The organism is Halonatronum saccharophilum DSM 13868 (assembly GCF_000517025.1).
Lineage (GTDB): Bacteria > Bacillota > Halanaerobiia > Halobacteroidales > Halobacteroidaceae > Halonatronum > Halonatronum saccharophilum.
In genome coordinates, this window is record NZ_KI912097.1 from 673,013 (window position 1) to 675,444 (window position 2,432).

At 33.1% G+C, this 2,432-nt stretch carries 1 protein-coding gene and 2 tRNA genes; all 3 read left to right on the top strand.

Annotation, left to right across the window (positions count from 1 at the left end; genetic code table 11):
• Positions 1-695: 695 nt before the first annotated feature.
• The 3 genes from HALSAC_RS0114495 (at position 696) to HALSAC_RS0114510 (ending at position 2,260) form a co-directional block, all read left to right on the top strand.
• Positions 696-1,625: a carbohydrate kinase family protein gene (locus HALSAC_RS0114495; RefSeq protein WP_027340864.1), complete on the top strand. Its 930-nt coding sequence runs from the start codon at positions 696-698 to the stop codon at positions 1,623-1,625.
• Positions 1,626-2,061: 436 nt separating this feature from the next.
• Positions 2,062-2,146, top strand: a tRNA-Tyr gene (locus tag HALSAC_RS0114500).
• 26 nt (positions 2,147-2,172) lie between these two features.
• Positions 2,173-2,260: transfer RNA gene (locus HALSAC_RS0114510), tRNA-Leu, on the top strand.
• Positions 2,261-2,432 lie beyond the last annotated feature (172 nt).

The following is a 2,432-nucleotide window of genomic DNA, read 5'->3' on the forward strand; positions in this document are numbered from 1 at the left end:
TAGATTCTTAGAAGAGTTGTCTTCTTGGTTTAAATCACTACTACAGCTTCTACAATAAATGTCAGCACCATAATTTCTGTGTCCACAATCTTTACAAATTGATTTTCTGCGCATTGCAAATCCCTCCTTATTTTCTTATAAACTTATAGGATTATCTTATGCGAATATTATAGCATAGTTAATCTTTTTTGACAAGAGTTTAATTTCTTTTTTGGTATTTATTTGTAAAACATAACCATTCACTTACTTAGGTGAAGGAATAGAAGATTTTTTAATACACAAACTTAGTTTATAAAGCGTTAAAATTATTTTAATAGTAAGTCAACTAACTACTGATAATGACAAAACTAAAGGATAAGCTGCCAGATAAACGATCCTCCAATTCCACCAAGGACAATAATAGTAAGGTTAACTTTATACAAAGCCAAAGTAAGGTCTATAGCTGCCCCTAAAAATACTCCAATCTTCTTTTTTATTAATTATATTATTTAGAATTTTGTTTTAGTAACCAATTAATTCCTTCATCTATTATAGCAAAAGGCAAAGGTGCTTACAAGTTTTAAAGGCTCTTTCTAATATGGTAAATATAAAGGATGATTTGTTTTTATATAGAACTATTAAAAAGAATTAAAATATTTTAAGGAGGTGAATCTTTATCGAAGTTTATTGATTAAAAGCTTTCGGTAAAGAATAAGATGGATAAGATACTGATAACAGGATTAATTAACATTGAGACTACATTAAAGGTGGAAGGTTTTCCTATAGAATATAATCCAGCGAATTATCCTTTCTTTGGGATAGATAGTACAGTTTCGGGGGTAGGCTATAACTTAGTTAAGGCTTTTAAAGCCTTAGGAAGTAAAGCAGAACTTTTAGGTTTAGTAGGAGATGATTTGGCAGGGGATTCGGTAAGGTATAAGTTAAAGGAGGCTGATATTTCTACAGATTATATTTTAACTAACCTAAAAGAAACTCCACAATCAATTATTGTCTATGATAAGACGGGCCAACGTCAGATACATACTGATCTTAAGGATATTCAAGATGTCAGATATCCAGTAGAGATCTTTGATGAAAGAGTAAAGGAAGCTTCTATAGTTTGCTTGACCAACATTAATTTTTCTCGATTCTTTTTAGATAAGGTTAAAGGTATGGAGAAGATAATTGCTACAGATGTACATACAATCTCAGATTTAGATGATGGGTATAACCAAGAGTTTATGAAGAAGTCTGATATCTTATTTATGAGTGGTCAGTTACTGCCAACAACTCCGGAGAAGTGGGCAAAGAAGGTATTAGATAGGTATGGACCAAAGGTACTAGTGATAGGTTTGGGAGAAAAGGGATCTCTATTGGCTGTAAAGGAGGATAATTTTATAGAGAGGATACCAGCAGTAGATACCCGTCCAATTGTAAATACTGTTGGGGCAGGTGATTCTCTTTTTTCAGCTTTTATTCATTTTTATAATAAATCTAAAGATCCTTACCAAGCAATAAAGAAAGCTACAGTATTTGCTTCTTATAAGATTGGTGAAAAATCAGCCTCAGAAGGTTTTTTAAGTGAAGATAAGTTAGAAGAGCTTTATCGGAGAATAAAAACTAGTGACTTAAATAGCAGAATATAGTAATAAAGTGTCACTTTCGTGCCACTAGTAATGGGTAATGAGTGAAGAGTAATGAGTAAAGTCAAGAACTCACACCTCAACCCCCTACCCCCCTCTCCTCCTTAGATAAGGGGAAGGGCTTAGGGAAATTATCTTCACAATCACTTTGGTGAAGATAATAACTATGAAGAGTTTCTTGAAACTCTTAAGGGGGATGGGGTCTGAGGTTTTAAGGTTTTACCCATTACCCATCACTCATCACTAGTAATAAAGCTACGCTTTATTACTATTAAGAGTTAACTTAAAAGTATAGAGGTGTAATTCTTTATTATTTGAATTTCACAAATAAAATTTGATTTTTTCTTGACAGATTTAAAAGAAGATGATAATATATTAATTGTTGTATGAGGAAAGATTAGAAGTTTTTAAAAAGTTGTAACAAGTTTAATAATAATATGGAGGGGTTCCCGAGCGGCCAAAGGGAGCAGACTGTAAATCTGCCGGCGAAGCCTTCAGAGGTTCGAATCCTCTCCCCTCCACCATTTAAAAATTTGATAATTGGTACTAAGCCGAGGTGGCGGAATTGGCAGACGCATCGGACTTAAAATCCGGTGGGCTTTTAGCCCGTGTCGGTTCGAACCCGACCCTCGGTACCACTTACAAGTTAACAATTAAAAATTAAAAATTGATAGTCAGTAAATTAAACCCTTTGATTTTAAAGGGATTTTTTTATTTTTTGTAGATATATTAGGTTAAAGTGACGCTATGTAGGAATAAAGCGTAGCTTTATTACTGGTGATGAGTAATCAGTAATGAGTAATGGGTAAA